Source organism: Verrucomicrobiia bacterium, assembly GCA_035765895.1.
In the GTDB taxonomy this organism is placed as follows: Bacteria; Verrucomicrobiota; Verrucomicrobiia; order Limisphaerales; family DSYF01; genus DSYF01.
In genome coordinates, this window is record DASTWL010000031.1 from 16,080 (window position 1) to 36,871 (window position 20,792).

At 61.7% G+C, this 20,792-nt stretch carries 14 protein-coding genes; 6 read left to right on the forward strand and 8 right to left on the reverse strand.

Translation table 11 applies throughout. From position 1 onward, the window contains the following. The first annotated feature begins 25 nt into the window (after positions 1 to 25). Positions 26 to 487, forward strand: a complete 462-nt coding sequence (locus VFV96_06235) for a hypothetical protein (GenBank protein HEU5069994.1) — start codon at positions 26 to 28, stop codon at positions 485 to 487. Further along, complete coding sequence (locus VFV96_06240; protein HEU5069995.1) at positions 481 to 1,926, forward strand: hypothetical protein; 1,446 nt, start codon at positions 481 to 483, stop codon at positions 1,924 to 1,926. The genes VFV96_06235 and VFV96_06240 overlap by 7 nt, the downstream gene beginning before the upstream one ends. A 24-nt stretch (positions 1,927 to 1,950) precedes the next feature. Here the strand turns inward: VFV96_06240 and VFV96_06245 are convergent, their stop codons facing one another. Together VFV96_06245 and VFV96_06250 are read right to left on the reverse strand one after the other, a co-directional pair. After that, complete coding sequence (locus tag VFV96_06245) at positions 1,951 to 2,946, reverse strand: tetratricopeptide repeat protein (protein ID HEU5069996.1); 996 nt, start codon at positions 2,944 to 2,946, stop codon at positions 1,951 to 1,953. Positions 2,947 to 3,115: 169 nt separating this feature from the next. Further along, positions 3,116 to 8,362 carry an immunoglobulin domain-containing protein gene (locus VFV96_06250; protein HEU5069997.1) on the reverse strand — a complete coding sequence of 1,749 codons (5,247 nt, stop codon included), beginning with the start codon at positions 8,360 to 8,362 and terminating at the stop codon, positions 3,116 to 3,118. A 402-nt stretch (positions 8,363 to 8,764) separates the two neighbouring features. Here VFV96_06250 and VFV96_06255 point away from each other — a divergent pair, with 402 nt between their 5' ends. Together VFV96_06255 and VFV96_06260 are read left to right on the forward strand one after the other, a co-directional pair. Then, positions 8,765 to 9,301: a glutathione peroxidase gene (locus tag VFV96_06255; GenBank protein ID HEU5069998.1), complete on the forward strand. Its 537-nt coding sequence runs from the start codon at positions 8,765 to 8,767 to the stop codon at positions 9,299 to 9,301. 194 nt (positions 9,302 to 9,495) lie between these two features. Then, the gene (locus VFV96_06260; GenBank protein HEU5069999.1) at positions 9,496 to 10,056 is read left to right on the forward strand and encodes a YqgE/AlgH family protein; all 561 of its coding nucleotides are present in this window, start codon (positions 9,496 to 9,498) and stop codon (positions 10,054 to 10,056) included. A 34-nt stretch (positions 10,057 to 10,090) separates the two neighbouring features. Here VFV96_06260 and VFV96_06265 read toward each other — a convergent pair whose 3' ends face one another. Further along, complete coding sequence (locus VFV96_06265; protein ID HEU5070000.1) at positions 10,091 to 10,984, reverse strand: rhomboid family intramembrane serine protease; 894 nt, start codon at positions 10,982 to 10,984, stop codon at positions 10,091 to 10,093. Positions 10,985 to 11,106: 122 nt separating this feature from the next. On the opposite strand from VFV96_06265, the gene VFV96_06270 reads away from it, so the two are divergent. Next, positions 11,107 to 12,498 (forward strand): MBL fold metallo-hydrolase, encoded by a 1,392-nt coding sequence (locus tag VFV96_06270; GenBank protein ID HEU5070001.1) that lies wholly within the window; start codon positions 11,107 to 11,109, stop codon positions 12,496 to 12,498. Between the two features lie 218 nt (positions 12,499 to 12,716). Here the strand turns inward: VFV96_06270 and VFV96_06275 are convergent, their stop codons facing one another. From VFV96_06275 to uvrB, 3 genes are read right to left on the reverse strand one after another with little or no spacing between them, the layout of a single operon-like run. Next, positions 12,717 to 13,154, reverse strand: coding sequence for a helix-turn-helix domain-containing protein (locus VFV96_06275; GenBank protein ID HEU5070002.1), 438 nt, complete (start codon positions 13,152 to 13,154; stop codon positions 12,717 to 12,719). Further along, entirely contained in the window at positions 13,151 to 13,459 is a 309-nt protein-coding gene (locus VFV96_06280) for a type II toxin-antitoxin system HigB family toxin (protein ID HEU5070003.1), read from the reverse strand. Before VFV96_06280 ends, VFV96_06275 begins: the two co-directional genes overlap by 4 nt. Positions 13,460 to 13,504: 45 nt before the next feature. Further along, positions 13,505 to 15,646: an excinuclease ABC subunit UvrB gene (gene uvrB / locus VFV96_06285; protein ID HEU5070004.1), complete on the reverse strand. Its 2,142-nt coding sequence runs from the start codon at positions 15,644 to 15,646 to the stop codon at positions 13,505 to 13,507. A gap of 230 nt (positions 15,647 to 15,876) precedes the next feature. Between uvrB and VFV96_06290 the strand changes: the two genes are divergently transcribed. Continuing rightward, on the forward strand, positions 15,877 to 16,395 hold the full coding sequence (locus VFV96_06290; GenBank protein ID HEU5070005.1) for a DUF465 domain-containing protein: 519 nt from the start codon (positions 15,877 to 15,879) through the stop codon (positions 16,393 to 16,395). 165 nt (positions 16,396 to 16,560) lie between these two features. Here VFV96_06290 and typA read toward each other — a convergent pair whose 3' ends face one another. Both typA and VFV96_06300 read right to left on the reverse strand, forming a co-directional pair. Then, positions 16,561 to 18,393, reverse strand: a complete 1,833-nt coding sequence (gene typA / locus VFV96_06295) for a translational GTPase TypA (GenBank protein HEU5070006.1) — start codon at positions 18,391 to 18,393, stop codon at positions 16,561 to 16,563. Between the two features lie 201 nt (positions 18,394 to 18,594). Continuing rightward, positions 18,595 to 20,781: a right-handed parallel beta-helix repeat-containing protein gene (locus VFV96_06300; GenBank protein HEU5070007.1), complete on the reverse strand. Its 2,187-nt coding sequence runs from the start codon at positions 20,779 to 20,781 to the stop codon at positions 18,595 to 18,597. Positions 20,782 to 20,792 lie beyond the last annotated feature (11 nt).

Genomic DNA, 20,792 nt, shown 5'->3' on the forward strand with positions numbered 1-20,792 from the left:
GAGGTCCGTCGTTAATGTTGCGGCCATGCGCCGGTGGCTGTTTCCCCTGATGATTTTTTGCAGCGTCCTGCTGGTGACGTCCGCCTCGGCGGCCACCGGCAAGGTCGTGAAGGTGCTCCCCCATTTCCTGGACTTGCAGGGCCGGCATACGAAATCTCCGAGCCTCTACGACCGCGACGCCTATCAGGCATGGCTGCGGCGGCATCCCGACCAGCAATCGGGCATCCGCTACGACGTGGAATGGCGTGCCAAGGGTGTGCAGGGTGCGCTTAAACTGCGCGTTGAACTGCGGGGCATCGCACAGGGCAATCTGCCCCGGCAGAAAACCATCGAATCGGAAGTCAACACCGGCCACGGCGGCACGCACTGGTCCGGCGTGGCGTTGAAGGGTGATGATTTCAAGACCTTCGGTGAAGTCACCGCCTGGCGCGTCACGTTGTGGCACGGCGACCAGCTCTTGGGCGAACAAAAATCCTTCCTATGGTGAACCGTCGCGCCAGCCTGCTGCTCGCCGTGGCTCTGCTGGCTCCCGCGCGAACCGTTCCCGCGCAAGTTCCCGCTTACCGGCTGGGTGATGTCGCCACCCAGGAAGTCGTCACCCCCGTGCCGCTGATGATAATTGATCCCGAGCGCACGGCCGCGTTGCAGCAACGCGAGGCCCTCAAGGTGCCGGTGGTCGTGCGTTTCCAGGCCGACGCCGCGGCCGACGCCGAAGCCGCGCTCAGCCATGCCTTCGCCAATGCCCGCAGCAATTTTCTGGACGCCCTTTACCGCACGATGAAGGGCAGGCCCGAAAGCGAACGCCAAATCGGCGGGGCGTTGTTTCAGCGCGCCGTCGAATCAGCCCGCCGCCGGACGGATGGCTTCCCGCTGCTGGATGCCTTGGCGCCGGTGTGGGCCCGCGATGAAAGCGACGCCGACGCGCAGGACGATCTCGCAGCAAAACTGCGGGCCGTCATGGAGCGGCCCATCATCGCCGGCAAGGCGCCTGCCATTTTCAACGCCAAGAACTCCATCCGCCTCGTGCCGGTGGACGTGTTGACGGATCAGCCGACGCCGGAGACCGTCGAAAAAAGCGGCACCATCGTCCGGGGAACGCAACTGGCCTCGCTGGCGGCGGCCCGCAGCGAGCTGCTGCACGCCTTCGCCCGCGAGGAACAGGCCAGCGCCCGTTTCCTGGCACGATTTCTAACCACCAACGCATGGGTGGACGCGGACCTGACCCAGCTGCTGCGCACGCGGCGGGTGGAAGCCCTGTGCATCACGGAAAGCTACGCGCCGGCCCAGGTCATCGTGACGCAGGGCCAGGTGGTGGATGCCAAAACCCTCGCCGCGCTGAATCAGTTGCGCGAAAAGAGCCTCATCGGCACGCTGCAAACCCAGCTCGTCCAGGCCAAAACCGCAACGCAACAATCGCGTTCACGCGGCCGCTGGCTGGCCGGCGGTGCTGCTACGTTGACGTTGCTCTGTTTGCTGGTCTTGTGGCGCGTGCGCGCCCGGCGTCCGATGGTGGGCGTGCCCGCGCTGGCGCCCGCGGCCGCGGCTTCCGTGACGCAGTGGCAAAGCCGCGCCCTCGCCGCGGAAGCCCGCGTCGAGCAGACGCAGCAGGCCATTCGCGGCGGGTTTCTGGAATGGATGCGTCAACGCGTGGTGCAGGGCTTGTTTCGGCAACGGGCTGAATTGCTCTCCGCACAAGAAGGGGCCGAAGCTGAAATGCGCAGCCTGGAGCAGCGTCTGGAACAACTCCACGCCCCATTGCAGGAACGCATTGCCGCCTACGAACGACGGATCGCCGAGTTGGAGAAGGAACTGGCGTCCAAGGGCGAAGAGAACCGGGAACTGATCAAGGCCAAGATCCTGCTCGCGAAGCATCAACTCAATGCCGCCCGCGAACGCGGCGAAGCCGGCCATTTTGGCCGGAATTGATCCAGCCGCACCGGCAGCCTTTCGTCAAGCCGCGCTGCCCTGGACCTTCAAGGCCTGCTCGTAGCATTCCAGCGCTTCGTTGTAGCGTTCGAGCCGGTTGTAGATGCCGCCCTTGTAGAGGTAGGCGATGGTCAGCTTGCCGTTCGCGGCAATCGCGCGGTCGTAACACCGCAGCGCCTCATCATCCTGTTTGAGCCGTTCCAAAGCCGCCCCTTTTTTCACCAGGGTTTCCGGATGATTTTCGTCGAGCTTCAAGGCCTCTTCGTAGGCGGCCAGCGCCTCTTCCACCTGGTCCGCGTTGAGAAGCGTCTGCCCCCGGTTGAGCAAGGCGGCAATGCGCCCGGCCACGCCGTCTGCCGGTTCATCCTCCGCCGGCGTTTCCGTCTCCACCCCGCCGGGCTCACCTGCGGGAAGCGGCTTCGCGGCGGTATGTTCGAGTTCGTAAACCCGGCGCTCGAGACGATCGATTACGGACATCAGGCGTTGATTGGACACTTCAACGGCGGAGGCGGCCTGCCCGTCCGCTTCGACCGCCAGCAGTCCCTGGGGCAGTCGCGCCACCAGTTGCGTGTGCGTGGTGGTCATGTCGGCCAGTCGGCTCATGGTGCGCCACTGAAAGACGGCCGTGAACAGCATGGCCAAGAGCCCAAGGCCGCCGAATGCGGAGGCCACTCCCAGCAAGGTGCGGTTCGAGCGCTGCATTTCCTCCTGCTGGCGCTGCCGTTCCAGATCAAGCGCGGTCTGGATGGCGTTCAACTTGTCGGTCATGGCGGTCACCTGCGCGCGGGCGGATTCCTGATATTCCTGCCGGTTCTGTTCGATGGCGAGCTGGGCGGCGTGCAACTGCTCCTGCAAATGCACGTAGGACTTCAAGAGCTCGGCTTGGAGGAGATCGTCAGCCTTCGCCGCCGCGGGCACGTCGTTGGTGGTTTGCGGTTCCGCGTGACCACGATTGGCAACGAGCAGGAGCAGCGCGATTCCGAGGGCGCCAAAGCGGGAGAACTGGACGACGTTTTTCATGGCAAACCGTGGCCGGAGGTTGAAACCGCCCGGCGATGATGTCAAGGCGACCCATGTTGGTAATCCTACGGACGACGGCGGCCGCGGCGGTGGCGCAAAAGAAAAGGAGGCCGGGCGGATGCCCGGCCTCCTGTCGAAGTTTTCCCGCTGCGGGAAACGTTGCCGCCGATTACGGCAGCGGCAGCACCAGCCGGTAGAATTGCCGGCCGGTTGGCGATACGATCAACTGATTCTGATCCCCGACCTGCGTGATCGGCGCCGTCACGTCCTGCCAGGTGCCCGTCGTCAGATCCGGGCGGGATTGCAGGACGTAGCCGCCGACCGTGGACGGCCAGTAAATGACCGTCGAGTTGGGACCGGTGTGCGCTGCGCCCAGCACTGTGAACGGCGTGTAAACGAAGTTGCTCACGGTCTGGCTGGAGGTGATGCCGCCCGTGGCTCCGCTGAAGCCGACGTAGGCGGAGTCGCTGCCGACGGACGCCGGCAGGTCCACATTGAGGTTCGTGGAGAACGACACCGCATAGGTCACGTCGGTGAGGTCCAGGTGCAACACCCCCGGCGTGTAGCGCAGGTGAACATCGATCGGCCCGCCGCTGGAGATGCCGACCGGCGTGGTGTTGATGTAATTGCTCAACCGCGTTCCATTGGTGCCCAGGGCCACCCCGACACCGCCGGGGGCGCCGCTGTAAATGTTGAACATCACCGCGGCACTGGGAGTGATCCCCTCGTAACCGAGGGCGCCGCCCGCGCCGCCCAGCGCGGCCGGACCGTCCGGCGAGTTCTGGACGATGAACGCGACACCGTCCGCGCCACCGCCGCCCACCGTCGTGTCCTGATAGCGGAAGCTGGCATCGAACGCGCCGATATAGACCGGATACGGGAAGAAGCTGCTGCGGGCTTCGCCGCCGGTTCCGTCCGTCAGCGTCAGCACGCCCGTGTAGTCAAAGACAGGCGCTGAAACGTTGCCGTTGAGGCTCCATCCCAGACCGTTCGTGTTGAAGGTGGGAATGGCCCCGACAATCAGCGTGCCCAGGCTGCTGGGCACCGGACCGCCCTGGTTGTTGCTGGCGAACAACTGGTAGCCGCCCGCGTCACCGACCTGCGCGTTGGCAATGGTCAGCACGTTGCTGTGCGCGCCCGCGATGCGGCCGCCGTCGGACAACGGGTTGTTGTCCTTATACCACTGATACGAGATCGGCGGACTGCCGCCAAAGGAGGCCGACAGGCGGACCGTGTTGCCCGCGAACACATAGGTTTCGTAGGGAATGTCCGTCAGCAACGTGGGCGGCCCCGCAATCACGGAGAGCTGTGCCATCGTGCTCTGGGCGGTGCCGTAATCATTGCTCACGTTCAACTGATAGATGTAGCCGGTGTAAGTCGCCGGCACATTGGGAATCACGAGGCTGGCGTTGGTTTCGCCCGGCAGCGGATTGAAAGAACCGCCGCTGTCGGTGGAGAGATACCACTGATACGACAGGTTCGGCGTGCCCATGACAACCGGCTGGAACGCCACGGTGGAGCCTTCCGGCACGGTCACCAAGTTGGTGATGTCCTGAACGAAGGACGGTCCGATGCCCGCCGCATAGTAGTGGTTCAACACCTGGTTCGAACTGAGCGCGTAACCGTAGATGGCCACCTCATCAATGCTCCCATAGAACTGGTTGTTGTAGGTCGGGCTGCCGCTGCTGCTGCGGCGCGACCCGATGCTGACCGGTTCAGTCGAATTGAGCAGCCCGGTCAACGGCGTGATGGTCGCCGTCGAACTCCGCCGGCCGTCCACATAAAGCACCACGTTGCTGTGAGCCTGGTCGCAGACGCCCACCACATGATGCCAGAGGCCGTCCAACTGGTTGGTGCCGGTGTTGGCACTGTGCACCGCGCCCGCGGCGTCGCGGACGTAGAAGCGGATGCCGTGCGTGCCAGCACCCGTTGAGCCCGTGTCGAGGCAGAATTGCTCGCCACCACCGCCAGGGCCCTTCGTGACCAGCCCCGCGTCCGTGGTCTGGTCAAAGGCGTTGCCCTTGACCCAGGCTTCCACGGAGAAGGCCGCGTTGTTGTTGCTGGGGGTGGAGAAACCCACGCCATTGATTGAGCCGGCGTAGCTGTTGCTCGGTGACACCAGACCAAACGCGGCGGCCGTGTTGGGATCGTTCAAGCTGTAACCGGCCTGCGCCAGGGTCGTGTTGCTGTAAACACCGCCGTGGCCGCCCCAGTAGTCGTTGGCGATGGCCCCGTTGTTGCCCACGCCGTCGTCCGCCTCATCCAGACGCCAGAAGCCGACCGGCTGATCCGCCAGAATGGTGAGCGGATAGTTCTCTGTTGGAGCGGCAATGACTGTGAGGGTCGAGGTGATGCTGTTGGTGGACCCGCTGCTGTTGACCACGGTGCACATGAACGTTTTGCCCGAATCCGCCAGTTGCACGTTGGTAAGCTGGTAATCGGCATTCGTGGCATTTGGAATCTGCGTTGCGCCGTTCAGATACCACTGGTAGGTGAAGTTCGTGGGATAACCGATGGCCCGCACATGGAGCACGGGCGATGCTCCCACGAACACCTTGTTGTTCACCGGCGGCTGATCGACGATGATAGGTGGCGTCGGCGTTTGCACGCCGAGCAGTTCGACTTCGCCGATCTGCATGCTGTTCGCGCTTGCATTGTTCTTCACGTTCGCGAAGGTGATGCGGTAGGTGCTGTAACCTTGGGCGTTCGCAAAGCGAACCTCCTGAATTGCCTGATTGATGGGATTCAACGCCTGGCCGCCGGCGTTGCGGGTCGAAGGCAGCGCCAGGGAGTTGGACGAAACCATGGCGTAGGTCGTGCCGCCATCATTGGAGCCTTCGATCAGATAATCGGCGGGATCACGATTTTCGGAATCATTCGCGGTGTAGAACCGGATCGCGGACAACGTGGTCCGCCCGATGGCCGGCGTGACAATGAAGCCAACCGGTCCCGTGTAAGGCGTGCCGTTGCTGAGCCCGAAGTTGAGATACTTCGTGGTGGTATTGTCCAGCGCGTTGGCGGGCGGCTCCCCGCCCGAGGGCGTGCCCTGATAAATGGTGATGACATCGCTTGGCTTCGTCACATCGGGCAAGGTGGTGAGCACGGTCACCGTCGCCACCAGGCTGGTTACCGAACCGCCTGGGCTGGTGGCAATGACCCGATAATCACCCGCATTCGGGAAACTGGCCCCGGTCAGCGCGAGATTCGTGGTCGTGACGCCAGAATACACGCCGCCGTTGGCGAGATCGTTGAAAACCCCATTGGTGCCGAACTGCCATTGGTAGGTAATCGGCGGGGTGCCGCCACCGATGCCGACGGAAACCACCGCGTTGGAACCATCCCACATCTTGAAGCCGGCGGGTTGCACTACGATCAACGGCTTGACGTTGTTGGTGGTGCCGCTGACGGCCAGCACGACCATGCGTCCGTTGGCGCTCGCCGCGCCGAGGAACTTCAAAACGATGTTGGTCAGTGGGCTGCTGAAGTTGTTGAGAGAAAACTCGGCTTCATACAAGCGCGGATTGGATGAATTCAACACCGCATCCAGCGTCCGCCGGGTCAGGTTCACGCGGCCGCGCGAAGTGAAGGCATAAGGAGCGTTGTTGAACCAGTCGCGCGAGACGAATGTGTTCGTTTCTTGCGTGCCGTCCTGGAACTGCATGATGCACTGGTTGGTCACATTCCCGTTGGCGGTGGCGCTCAAGAAGGACAGGCCGGTGTAAGCGGAAGGCGTGGCCAGCGTCAGGTTGGCGTTGGTGTAGAACGAATCCACGAAAATCACGTTGTTGCCCGCGTAGGTCGAAGGCATCTGATAATTGTGATCGCCCTGGGCCAGGCTCGTGATGGTGGAACCCGCCGGCGGCAGACCACTGGAGGGATAGTTCTTGGAATACCCCTGCTCATACCACGTGGCCTCAAAATTGTTCGTGCCACGATCCATGGAAACCGTGGTGGCGGTGGTCAGGCCTTTGGGGCCCCACGGCGGATTGGCTTCCATGATCAGATCGGCGTTGTAGCCAGTGACCGCCACCGGACTATAGTTGCCGCCGCCCGTTGATTGGCCGCTCACGGAAAAGATTCCCGCGCGACCGCCGCTGGAGTATGCAAAATCGATGCTTGTAACGGGACTGGAACTGGCCAGGACGATATCATTCGCGAACAGTTTGCAGCCACCGCCGTTGACGTTGTTGAGGGCCAGGTTTTCCGGCTGCACCCGCCCGTTGGCCACCCAAGCCGCTGTGGAACCGCTGAACCAGTCCAGCACATTGATGGTAAAACCTTCAGTGGACGAATCAGCGTGGTGGACGGTCACGTTGATACCCACCGGCCCGTTGCCCGCACTGGCAAGGAAAGAGAGCCCGGTGTAAGCCGCCGGCGAACTCAAGGTCAGCGTGCCGGCCGTGTAAGTGCCGAAGCCGGCCACATACATCACGTCGTTCGACTTGTAGCTGGGCGCCATCGTGTAGGTGTGATTGCCAAACGTCCACGTGGAGCCCGCGGCCGGAACGCCCGTCGTCGGCGCATCGCGGTTGAAGCCGACCTCGTAAAAGGTGTTGGCCGTGTTGTTGGGCGAACCACCGTCCATGGTGACGGTTGTTTCAGAGAAGGTAAAACCGGACGTGGGCGCACCGTTGTTCGCCTCAATGATCACGTCCCGATTGAACCCGCTCATTGCGATGGGCGAAAACGTGCTGCCATCGACCGAGGCGCTCGTCCCGAAAATCGACACGCGATTGCCGCTGCTCGACGTAAAGGTGATGCTCGTGACGGGATTCACCGTGTCGGTCAGGAAAATGTCCTTGTAGCAAAGATTGGGCACGTTGTTGCTCACGTTGTCCAAACCGCCATTGTCCACGTTCACGCGGCCGTTGATGTTCCAGGCCCGCGGTCCGGTCGTGTTGTCGAACCAGTCAGGCACACCGAGTGTCCCGGTTTCATCGGCGCCGCCCGAGTGATGCACGGTGTAGTTGATGGTGGTCGCGCCGCCCGCACTGGTCATCAGGAACGAAAGTGCACTGTAAGCCGTCGGCGTGGTCAGCGTGACCGTGCCGGTCGGGATGCCCGTGTAAACGAGGACCGCATCATTCGTCGTATAGTCGGCGGGCATCTGGAACTGATGGTTGGGTTCATCCAACGCCGCGAAGGTGGTGCCGTGGACGGGCAGGCCGATCCCCGGCTTGTTGGTGACGTAACCCTGCTCAAAGTAGGTCACCGAGTTGATGTTGGTGCCGCCATCAACCGTGGCGGTCACAAAGTTCTGCAACGGCGGCGGCGCCGTTTTTTCGACGACCGCATCGGCGGTAAAACTGCCCGGGGTCAGGGGAACGGGTTTGTAGTCGGCGCGAACTGCACCGGCCGCGAGGAGCGTAAGGGCCAGTGGAGCTGCATGACGCCAGTCGATTGTGGGTATGCGCATAGGTGAGTTAGTCGGGTTGCGTTGTGGTTGTCAGTTTCACCCGCAGCTTGGCCACCGGCTGTCTGGAGCTACATCGCGACAGGACTTCCTCAGAGTGCCTCATGACACGACGAGAAAAGCGCGTCGCAGCGCTGGCATGGCTTGATGGGTGACTGAGACTGACAGTAAAGAATCGCCCGTTGCCGTCGCCACAGGACAATTGTTGCATTTATTGTATTCTTATCACCTGAGCCCTGTTTCAAATCCGCCAGGCAAAGGGGATTGCATCGGGTATGACGGCCGTGAATCCACGCATTGGCCGGCCGTGATCGGGCCGCGCCGCCACGGATGAACGCGGCCAAGCTTGTTCAACATGCCAGTGGCGCCCGCCGAAAAACCGGTTATAGTGCCGCCATGAAATCCATGTTGTTCCTCGCCGTTTTGTTCGCCCTGCAAACCGTGACCTTCGCCGCGGATTCGCTTTACGACATCAAACTGAAGGATATTGACGGGAAGGACACCACCTTGAACGCCTACAAGGGCAAGGTGCTCCTGATTGTGAACGTCGCCTCGCATTGCGGCTTCACCAAGCAATACGCCGCACTGGAGGCGACCTACGAGAAATACAAGGACCAGGGCTTGGTGGTGCTGGGTTTCCCCTGCAACCAGTTCGGCGGACAGGAGCCGGGCTCCAACGCGGAGATCAAACAATTCTGCACGAGCAAATTCAACGTCTCTTTTCCGATGTTCGACAAGCTTGACGTGAACGGTCCGCAACGGCATCCGCTTTACGTCGCGCTGGCCGGCAAGGATTCGCCGTTCCCCGGAAACATCACCTGGAACTTCAACAAATTCCTCATCGGCCGGGACGGCAAAATCCTGCACCGGTGGGAATCCAAGGTGACGCCGGATTCCACCGAAATCACCCGGGCCGTTGAATCCGCACTGGCCGCGAAGTGAGGGTCGCCCGGCCGCATCAGTTCTGTTGCCAGCCTTTGCCCGGGGTGTATTCCCGGCTGCCCGCGTGCGATTTGCAGCCCGTGATCAGCGTGGCCACCACGGCCAGCAGGCTGGCGATCAAAAGCAGTTTCTTCATGGCACGAATTTAATCCAAGTTGCCCGCCCGGCAAGCTTGCGACACATTGCGGCGGGCCATGAGCGAGACGTCCAAATACCTTCAGGGACAGCTGCTGCTGGATGCCGGCAGCTTGGGCGGTTCCTTCTTTGCCCGCACGGTGGTGTTGATCTGTCAGCACGACGCGGAGGGCGCGTTCGGCCTCGTGCTCAACCGCACCGCGGAAAAAAAGTTCGGCGAAGTCGTCTCAACCGAGCTCCCCGAATCCCTGAAGGACCAGCCGCTGTTCGTCGGCGGACCGGTGCAGCCCACGGCCATGAGCTATCTCCACTCCGATGCTTTTCTCCCGGACGCCAATGTCATGGCCGGACTCAGCCTCGGGCATTCGCTGGATGAGCTCATGGAAATCAGCAACGGTTACTCCCCCAGCCGCCGGCTGAAAACATTTGCAGGCTACGCCGGCTGGGCGCCGGGTCAGTTGGAAAACGAGATGAAACGCAAGGCCTGGCTGACGCATCCGGCAACCCTGGATCTGGTTTTCGATCCGGCGCCGGAGGGTTTATGGAAAACGATCATGCGCTCCAAAGGCTGGAAATGCCGCCTCCTCGCGGAAATGCCCGAAGACCCGTCGGTGAATTGAGCGCAGGCTCCGTCCGGCTGGAACACGCTTTGGCTCACAGCTTCCGCTGTGCCCCCTGGGCCGAAATCCAGCCCCACCCCATGCCCAGCAGCAAGCCGGCGGCGTGCGCATAGTTGGCCACCGGTCCCACCCAGCCGGTGAAGCACAGGAAAAACCAGCCGATGGCCAGCACCACGTTTTGCTGGTCAAGGTGCAGGCCCGAGGCGGGATCGAACTTGCCGCGAATCCAGACGTAGCCGATCAGCCCGTAGTTGACGCCCGACATGCCGCCAAAGAGCGGATGCGAAAACGTATATTCGGCCAGGTTTGAACCCAGCGCGAAAAATGCGATCAGCAGCGCAAACCGGCCGGAGCCTTGGGCGGATTCCACCATGCTGCCGAGGCTGAAAAGCCACATCATGTTGAACAGAATGTGGCCGATTGAAAAGTGCAGCAGGATGGGCGTGAAGAGCCGCCACACCTCACCGTGCATCACTTCCGGCAGAAAGCCCGCACTGTGTCCCACGTAAAGGCTGATCAACAGCCGCTTCACCACCGCTTCATCCGTCCCCAACCGCGAGAACACCGCGACCACCACACACGCAACAATCAAGGCATACGTGAACGGACCGGCACCGTGGCGCACGGAACCGGGAAACACCCGGCGCCGGTTGTGCACCCGCTTGCGCCAGTCGGCTTCGGCCTTTTCCTCGGCGGCGCGCAACCGCCCGGCATCCGCCGCCCGTCCGTTGAACTCGGCAGCATCCGGCTGCTGGCGAAACCGCTCCAGCAAGGCACGGCCCACGTCCACCTGTTCATCCTCCAGCACCCAAATCTCCCAAACGCCTCCCGCGTCATGCTCCACCTGATTGCGGATGCCCCGCGTGAGCAGATAGTCGCCAAAGGTCCGGGCCTGAGCTTCCGCAGGCAGATTTCCAATCGAACGCACGCCCTGTTCTAACGCTTTTGCCGCGCGGCTCCAAGTTCATTGCCACACTCTGGGGCACGATCTGAACTTGAACTGGCCCGGCCGGACCGTTTCACTGCCTGCGTCTCACGCATTACCTCATCATGAAAATCACCTTGCACGGTGCCGCCGGCGACGTAACCGGTTCGGCGTATCTGGTTGAAACCGACCGCGCGCGGCTGCTCGTGGACTTCGGCATGTTTCAGGGCGGCGCCAAATTGGAGGCCAAGAACGTCCTGCCCGCCGGGCTGCTCGCCAAACGGCTCGATGCCGTGCTGGTCACCCACGCCCACCTGGACCACGTCGGGCGCCTGCCGCTCCTCACCAAGCACGGCTACCAGGGGCCCATCCACGCCACAAAGCCCACCATCGAACTGGCCGGGCTGATCCTCCGCGATTCTGCCCACCTCCAACTGAACGAAGCGGAGCGCAACAACCGTAAACGCCAGCGGGCCGGCAAAGCCGCCATCGAACCGCTTTACACCGCGGCCGACGTGGATGAAACAATGCCGCGCTTTCGTCCGGTCGAATTCAACCGGGACTTTGAACCGGCGCCCGGCATCAGCGCGCGTTACGTGCATGCCGGCCACATGCTCGGCTCCGCCAGCATCGCCTTGCGGATCCAGGAGGCGGGCCGGACCAGAACCGTCGTGTTCTCCGGCGACCTCGGCCCGGCCGGGCTGGCGATCATTCAGGATGCCGAACCCTTTCAACGCGCGGACCTCGTGTTTCTGGAGTCCACCTACGGCGACCGCGATCACAAACCCATTCAGGAAACGCTCGCCGAGTTCCGCGCCATCATCGCCGACGGCATCAACCGGCGGGCGCGCATGCTGGTGCCCGCCTTCGCCACCGGGCGCACCCAGCAGATCATCTACCATCTCGAAGAACTCTTCTGCGCCGGCACCGTCAAACCCTTTCCCATCTACCTCGACAGCCCTATGGCCATCGAAGCCACGAAGATTTACCGCAGCTACCCCGATTTGTTCGACGACGAGGCGAAGGCGATGGAGAAGGCCTGTGAATTTGTCCGCAGCCAGCGTTTCGTGAAGCCGACGCCTACGGCGCAGGACTCCATGAAACTCAACGACGTGGCGGGTCCGTGCCTGATCATGGCCGGTTCGGGCATGTGCAACGGCGGGCGCATCCTGCACCATTTGAAGCACGGCCTCTGGCGGCCGGAAACGTGCGTGTTGATCGTGGGCTATCAAGGCGAGGGCACCCTGGGCCGGCAGCTCGTCGATGGCGCCCAAACCGTGAAAATCTTTGGCGAGCCTGTCGCCGTCAAAGCGCACATCCACACGTTGAACGGCTTCAGCGCCCATGCCGGACAGTCTGAATTGATCAAGTGGCTGGCCCACCTGGCACCCTCAAAGCCGCAGGTGGTTCTGACCCATGGTGAAGCGAAGGGACGCGAGCCGCTGGCGGCGCTGATCCGGAAGCGGTTTGGCCTCAAAGCCGCACTGCCGATGCAGGGAGATGTGATCAAGCTGTGAGGTAGGATTGCCGGACCCTCATCACTCAATAAGCACAGCGCGGTAGAACCTCTGCCCAAGAACTGCCGATGTGGTGTCCCCCCAGATGAATGTGCTGCTGGGAAGCGAAATGTTGGTCAACGTCAGCCAGTTCGTTCCTCCATTCAGAATGTTTGGCAACGGAATGGAATCGCCTTCATTCCCTTGCCAAATATTCCTCTGCCTGTCGGGAGCTTGGCTCAAAGCAAAACTCCGGGTTCGATGTTGAAGCGCCGGGCCAGCGTGCGGATGTGGTCCACCGTCAGGCGGCGTTCGCCCCGCAAAAGTTTCGACCCGAGCGAACGGTCGCTGCCGAGGATGCGCGAGAGGTCGGCGGCGGACAGGTCGTGTTGTTCGAGGAGGAACTGGAGTGTTTCCACCGGCTTGCCCTTGGGCCACTTCACCCGCGTCTGGTCGTAGGCTTCAATGAATGAACTCACGGCTTCGAGATAATCCGTCTGATCCGCGTTCAGGCGGTCTTCAAATCCCGCCAGCGGCTCGATGGCGCGGCGCGCGGCGGCGTAGTCGGTAGCGTCGTGCAGCGGGCGCGGGACGTAACGCTGGCAAAGGCCCGTGTAATCCTTCGGCAGGGACGCGAAGGTTTCTGGCGTGGCGACGGGTCGGCTGGCGGTTTTCATAATTCGTTTTTCCAGATGTCTTTGCTGTATTCCGCGTGCGTCAGGAACCGCAGGGCGAACACCGTGCCCGTGTTGAAGTGGACGGCGCACACGAGCCGGAACTCGTTGCCGCCCACGTTAAACACCGCCACCTTGCGCCCGCTCTCCACAGTGACCATGCCGGCGGACGGAAAGGTTCGGCGCAAGGCTGCGAAAGCATCCCACTCGACCAGCCGCACCACCTTGACCCATTGACGGAGCGATGTCGCGGCCCGCGCATGATCCGCCGCCCACTGTCGGATGGTTCCTTCGGCGATGATTCGCACGGGGACAAATTGTCCCCGCTTGGAAATCTTGTCAACTTGCGAAACTTAGAATGGATCGCCGCCCGACTTGCCGCGTTGGCGCGGAGAAGGTTTGCGTTGTTTGTAGCTGACTGGTTGTGCTGAAGCCGTGGCCTCTTTGCCTCCACCCACCATCCGCTTCAATTCCTTGATCTGGTCGCGCAACAACGCGGCTTTCTCGAACTCCAGGTTGTTCGCTGCGGCCAGCATTTCCTCTTCGAGTTCGCGCAAAGTCTCGGTGAGGTCCACGTCCATCCTAGCGTCATTCAACACTCCCGCGGCGACATTCCGTTGCTCGCTGCGAATCACCAGGCTGTCTTCCACCGCCCGAACCACGCTGCGCGGCGTGATGTTGTGTTCGGCATTGTAGGCAAGCTGCTTCTTGCGGCGATACTCGGAGACGGCGAGAAACTTCTGGATGCTCTGCGTCTTCACGTCGGCGTAGAGAATCACCTCGCCGTGCAGGTGGCGCGCGGCGCGACCGGCGGTCTGGATTAGGCTGGTCGCACTGCGGAGATAGCCTTCCTTGTCCGCGTCGAGGATGGCGACGAGCGAAACTTCCGGCAGGTCGAGGCCTTCGCGCAGCAGGTTGATGCCGACGAGCACGTCAAACTCACCCTTGCGCAGCGACCGCAAAATCTCCACGCGCTCGATCGCTCCAATCTCGCTGTGGAGGTAACGCACGTTGATGCCAATGTCGCGCAGGTAATCGGTGAGTTCCTCTGCCGTGCGCTTGGTGAGCGTGGTGACCAGCACACGCTCCTTGCGCTCGACGCGCTTGCGCGCCTCCTCGATGAGATCGTCAATCTGCCCGGCGAGCGGCTTGAGCGTGATGGTCGGGTCAATCAGGCCGGTCGGGCGCACAACGAGTTCGACAACGCCCGGAGCGCCCGTCTCCGATCCGGCGGGTTTGGCGTCGCTCGTCGGTTCGTGCCGGGTCGGAGACCGGCGCTCCAATGCGCTCCGCCGCGTCCACTCCAACTCCCTCGGTCCCGGCGTGGCGCTGACGTAAATGGTCTGGCCCTGCATTTTCTGAAACTCCTCGAACTTCAGCGGGCGATTGTCCAGCGCGCTCGGCAGGCGGAAGCCGTAATCCACGAGCGTCGTCTTGCGCGACTTGTCGCCTTCATACATCGCGCCGACCTGCGGCACCGTTGCGTGCGATTCATCAATCACCAGCAGATAATCCTTCGGCAGAAAATCCAGCAGCGTCGTCGGCTTCGAACCCGCCGGACGCCCACCGATGTGCCGCGAGTAATTCTCGATGCCGGAGCAGAAGCCCATCTCCTCCATCATCTCGAGGTCGTATTCCACGCGCTGCTTGATGCGTTGCGCCTCGATGAGTTTGCCGTGTTTCTCGAACCAGGTGATACGTTCGCCGAGTTCCTCGCGGATGGCCAGGATCGCGGGCCGCATCTTCTCGGCGGGCGTGACGAATTGCTTGCCGGGGAACACCGTGAGATGCGGCAACTGCTCATACTTGTTGCCGGTGAGCGGATCGAAACGCGTGATGCGCTCAATCTCGTCGCCGAAAAACTCCACGCGCACGGCGTCCTCGGTGTAGGCGGGGCGCAGCTCGATGACATCGCCGCGCACGCGGAACTGCGCGCGCTCGAACGTGATGTCATTCCGCGTGTATTGGATGTCCACCAGCTTCGCCAGGAATTGCTCGCGGGTGAAATGCTGCCCGACCTGCACATGCACCAGCATCGCCTCGTAATCCTCCTTGCTGCCGATGCCGTAGATGCACGACACGCTCGCCACCACCACGACGTCGCGGCGCGCGAACAGGCTGCTCATCGCGGAGAGCCGCAGCCGTTCGATGTCGTCGTTCGTCGAGGAATCCTTCTCGATGAACGTGTCCGTGCGCGGGATGTAAGCCTCGGGCTGGTAAAAATCGAAGTAGCTGACGAAGTATTCGACGGCGTTGCGCGGGAAGAAACTTTTGAACTCCGCGTAAAGCTGGGCGGCGAGCGTCTTGTTGTGCGAGAGCACCAGCGTGGGGCGGTTCACCTTCGCGATGACGTTGGCGATGGTGAACGTCTTGCCCGAACCCGTGACGCCGAGGAGCGTCTGATGCTTCGCGCCCGCCTCGATGGCCGCGGCCAGTTTGGCGATGGCTTGCGGCTGATCGCCGGCGGGTGCGTAAGGTGAAACGAGTTCGAACATGCGCGGCCAAACTACGTGGCCGGCCGGTAAACGTCAAAATTCCGCCGCAGCGAGAAACCTCCGGGGCGGCGGCGGACCAGGACGGATCATGGGAATGCTCCCAAATGCAAATCCGCACCTCCAATTTTACCGAGCCATGATTCCCTCGCTGGCCGGGAGCCCCTGAAACTTCCGCTTTACTGATGGCGAGCCGCGTTTAGCATGACCACAGAACCGAAAGGAAATTCACCATGGACTTGCATCATCCCATCACCCGCGAGTTTCCCCGCCACCTGGAAACCATCAAACAGTTGAAAAACACGGACGATCAGTTCCGGAAGGCGTTCAAGGAGTATCACCGCCTGGATGACGCCGTGTATCGCATCGAGGAGGACATTGACTTCGCCACAGATCAGGAGCTGGAGGAGCTCAAGCTGGAGCGCGCCCGGCTCAAGGACTGGCTCTACCACGCCATTCTTAAATCCGCCCCGCAGGCCGCCCCCACCTCCGCAACGGACGCCGGCCTGCACCACCCCATCAATCACGAGCTGCCCGAACGTTCCGCCATCATCAAACGGCTCAAGGGCACCAATCATCAGTTCCGCAAAGCCTACGACGAATACCACCACCTCGACGACGCCATCTACCGCATCGAGGAGGAAATCGATTCCGCCAACGACCAGGAGCTGGAGGATCTGAAGCTGCGGCGCGCGCGGTTGAAAGACTGGCTTTACCACGCCATCAACCACGCGGAGCCCGCGGCCAAATAACGGGCCGCGGAAGTGCGGCCGGAGGGCTGGCAACGGTGGTTTTAACCCGGCGGATCCGCGTTTCCCCCCGGTCCATCCACAGTGAAGTTTTTGCGGCTCCAAAAGCAACAGCCGGCAGAGGTGGCTCTGCCGGCTGTGTTGTTCCCCACTTAAATCCGTTTCGATTTATTCCACGAACTTGATGGCGCGGTTTTTCTCGGCGCGCTTGCGCTTGTTTTCGTCCAGCTCCTTTTTGCGCAGGCGCAGGTTTTTCGGCGTGGCTTCCACGTATTCGTCCACGTCGATGTATTCGAGCGCGCGTTCCAGGCTCAGCTTCAGCGGCGGCGCCAGCTGGATGCCCTTGCCGTCGCCCTGCGAACGCATGTTGGTAAGCTTCTTTTCCTTCACCGGATTGACCGGGATGTCGTTCTCGCGCGCGTTTTCACCCACAATCATGCCGACGTAAACACTGTCGCCGGGCTCAACCATCAACCGGCCGCGTTCCTGGATCATGTTCAGCGCATAGCTGGTGGCTTCGCCGGCATCCATCGAAACCAGCGAGCCGTTTTTGCGCGCGGCGATCTCGCCCCGGTCAGGCCCATATTCATGGAACAGATGGCTCATCACGCCCATGCCCTTGGTCTGGTTGACCAGGTCCGTCTCGAAGCCGATGAGGCCGCGCATCGGAATCAGCGCCTCGATGGTCACCTGGTCGCCGTGGTGGTTCATGTTCGTAATCTGCGCCTTGCGGAAGGCCAGGTTTTCCATGATCGCGCCCATGTTTTCCTGCGGCACTTCCACAAACAACTTCTCGATGGGTTCGAGCAGTTCACCGGCTTCATTCTTCTTCCAGAGCACTTCGGGGCGCGAAACGAGCACTTCGTAACCTTCGCGGCGCATTTGCTCGACCAGAATGGCGATCTGCATTTCACCGCGGCCGCTGACCGCAAAAATCTTGGGGTCGCTGGTCTGCGCGATGCGCAGGGCGACGTTCGTGCGCGTCTCCTTTACCAGCCGGTCCCAGATGTGGCGCGCGGTGACGAGCTTGCCGTCCTGGCCGGCGAGCGGACCGTCGTTCACGGCGAACTCCATCTGGATCGTCGGCGGATCAATCGGGATGTAAGGCAGCGCCGGGCGCTCCTCGCTGTCACACAGCGTTTCCCCGATGAACACGTCCTCGAAGCCGGTCACGCCCACGATGTCGCCGGCGTGCGCCTCCTGAATCTCGATGCGCTTCATGCCCTCGAAGTGGTAGAGCATGGTCACTTTGTTCTTGGTGATCCGGCCATCGCCGTGCCGGCAAACCGCCGCGTCGCCGACCTTGATTTTGCCTTCGACAATTTTGCCGAACGCGATACGGCCGAGGTAGTCGGAGTAATCGAGATTCGCGACGAGGATCTGGAAGCCATCGCCGGCCTTGGCGCGCGGCGGCGGGATTTGCTTCACAATGGCCTCGAACAACGGCTCCATCGTGCCGCTGCTGTGTTCCAGCTCGGTCTTCGCGAAACCCTGCTTGGCCGAGCAATAAATGAACGGGAAATCGAGCTGTTCATCGGTGGCATTGAGCGAGATGAACAGTTCAAAGACCTGGTCGAGCACCTTCTTCGGATTGGCGTTCTCGCGGTCGATCTTGTTGATGACGACGATGGGCTTGGCGCCGGCCTCGAGCGCCTTGCGAAGCACAAAGCGCGTCTGTGCCTGCGGGCCTTCGGCGGAATCCACAACGAGCAGCACCCCGTCAATCATGTTCATGATGCGCTCAACCTCGCCGCCGAAATCGGCGTGGCCGGGAGTGTCCACAATGTTGATGTGGTAGTTGTGATATTTGAACGCCGCGTTTTTCGCCCGGATGGTGATGCCCTTTTCCTTTTCCAGGTCCATCGAGTCCATGAGACGTTCGACCTGTGTTTCGGCCTGGTTGGCGCGGAAGGTGCCGGATTGCTTGAGCAGGCAATCGACGAGCGTGGTCTTGCCGTGGTCAACGTGCGCGATGATCGCGATGTTTCGGATGTGCTCCATATCGTAAATGACCGGCTCGCTCACGGCGCAAAAAATAACCGACGCATCAATCCGATGCGACCGGGAAACGCTGGCGGAACACCAGCGGCTTGCGGAGGGCGACTAGCCGGGCCGCGTAGTGTGGCCATAAAAGGCCAAAGGTCAAGCCGGGGAAAGAGTGATTTCCAGCCCCTTTCCGGCCGGTTTCACCACAGCGCACGGCTATTTTGCGGTGGGTTGCGGTGGCGCCACCTCCGTCGCTTGATAATCGACGTTCTTCGCCTGCCGGACCCACGCCGCGTCCCCGTAAACCCCGGCTTGGCCGGCATCAAAGGGGTGAAAACCCAATTTGAGCGCAGGCGAGTTGGACTCCAGCTGGAAATTATTGTGCGCTGCATCCACGAACAGCGGATCGGCAATCAGCGTGCCCGCTTCACGGCCCTGCCCCGCCCACGCCGGCAGGCTCGTCGCGCTGTTGGTTGCGGGCGGTGGCACCGGTGTATGCTGCCAATCGGCGAGTGACTGGCCAAAAAAGGTCACCGGCGCACCGGACGCGTTCCAGTAGCAGTTGCTGCGGGTCAACTGGCGGTTCGCCGCCCAGGGACCGGCCAGTGCGGGGCTGTTGTTCGTCCAGTAAACGATGTTGTGTTCGAAGGTGAACGAAAGGTGGTCTTCGACGCGGGTAACCTGCAACTGATGCTCCGCGCTGTCGGCCAGGATGTTGTTCCGCAAAATATTTTCCCGGCCGTAATGCTGGTGAAAACTGCCGGTCTTCGTGTCATAAACCAGGTTGTCTTCAAAGAGAATGCCTGAGCTGCCTTCGTCGGTGTAAAGCCCCCAGCCCCCGTAGGAAAACGAATGGATGTCGTGGAAGACATTGTTCCGCACAACCGTGCCCGCGGACGGACCGAGCGTGTAAATCCCGCCCATGTCGCTCAACAGCCCCTGGCCGAGGTGGTGAACGTGGTTGAAGGCAATCAGATTTCGTTTGCAGTTGCTCTCCGCATAACCCCAGCGCCAGCCCACGCTGATGCCGGTGTAAAACAAATCCGCGATTTCGTTGTGCGTAATCTGATTGTCCGGGCTGAAGCCAATCCACACGCCCACGGCGCACGGGAAAATGGCGCCGCCGTGCCGGATGATGTTGTTGTCCACGATGACCCGGCGCGTTTCGTCGGCGGGCACTCGCGGCAGATTCATCTCGCCAATGCGCACCCCGCCGGCACCGAAATCGTGAAGGTAACAGTGGCGGAGCACATCATCTTCGCAGCCACGACGAAACCAGATTGCGTAGGTGCCAATGTGACCGAGTTCACAGTTCTCAAACGCCACGTGCCGCGCGCCATCCGCCATGACAACCGCGTCAATCGTCGCCGCCGCCTGGGCGGGTTCAAAACCGCCACGAGGCGTAAGCCACTGGGCGTGTTGAAAGGCAAGCCCCTTGAACGTGATATGTTCGACGAACTGCCCGGCCGCCGGATCGCCACGCAACACGATGAATTTTTCGCATACGGGCGCCACCACCTCCGCCTTGGTCATGTCTTCGCCGGGACGCGGTTTGTAGAACAGCATCCCATCGCGGCGCAGAAACCATTCGCCCGGCGCGTCGAGAAAGCGGAAGGCATTTTCGAGAACGAAATGCGAATCCTTTTTCCACGGGTTCCATGACTTCATGCGCTCGCCACTCGTGCTGAGCGAGTGATTCGTCACGTCGAGACCGTCGATGAACCGGCGGGTGTTGTCCCAATTATGATAAACCACCAGGTTCACGTCTTTGAGGTCTTCCGGCTCCAGACCGGCAAGCGCCCTGAAATCGTTGGGCCGGAGTTGCGCAATCTGGCAGGCCTGCGCTCCGGAATGCCCGGGCGCATTTGTCAGCGTTTCCTCGCGAACGTCGGCCAAGTAATACCAGAATTGATTCGGCGTGCGGGCGCGGGTGGCGCGATGGCCATTGATCCAGAGCTGCTCAAAATACCATTTGCCCTCGGCGACGCCCGGCACGCGCGTTTGCCAGAGGCCATTCTCTCCCCGACGCCAATCGGCAATAATTCGCCCGCCACTAAAGACCGGCTGCGCACCAGGCGCGGCTTCGTAAGTAATCGGCGCGGCCGCCGTCCCGCTGTCGGCAGGCGTCAATTCAAGCGGCTCCGTCATCGAAAAGCGTCCGCCCGCGACGAGCACCTGGACGGGTTCATTGGTCTTTCCTTGTTCCTTGAGTTTACGAATCGCGTCTCGGGCGCCGGTTAGGGTGGCCAGCGGGCCATCGTTATGGGCGGCATTCGGGCGGGATAATTTCCCCGACCAGGCATCATTGCCATCCGGCGCTAAATGGAGGTCCAGAGCCGGTGTGCTTGAAACGAAGGCAGCCACCGAAGCGGCCACAATCCACCCAGGCAGCGCAATTTTCACAACAACCTCAT